The following is a 346-nucleotide window of genomic DNA, read 5'->3' on the forward strand; positions in this document are numbered from 1 at the left end:
TGCCGCGTGATGCGCAACGCATGGCCGACGCCGGGCTGGCGGTGATGCGCCGCAATCAAGGCGCGTTGCAGCGTTTGCTGGATGGCTTGGGCCGACTGATCAAATAAAGCAAAAAGATCGCAGCCTTCGGCAGCTCCTACAGGGAAATGCATTCCAATGTAGGAGCTGCCGAAGGCTGCGATCTTTTGCTTTTAAGGGCGGGCCTTGAGTTGCTCTTCTGCAGCCTTGGCCAGATCCGGCGGCAGGAAATCCTTGTCCGGGTTGTAGTCGGCTTTCAGATAGCGTCGCAGATCTTCCAGATCACCCGGATTCAACGTCCCCGCCGCCTGCTTCAAGCGCAGGTTGT

At 58.4% G+C, this 346-nt stretch carries 1 pseudogene; it reads right to left on the reverse strand.

Annotated elements, in window-relative coordinates:
• Nucleotides 1–191: 191 nt before the first annotated feature.
• Nucleotides 192–346, reverse strand: a pseudogene (locus GVL50_RS28695) (channel protein TolC); the annotation flags it as partial.

This window comes from Pseudomonas sp. 18058 (assembly GCF_902706155.1).
GTDB classification, from domain to species: Bacteria; Pseudomonadota; Gammaproteobacteria; order Pseudomonadales; family Pseudomonadaceae; genus Aquipseudomonas; species Aquipseudomonas rustica.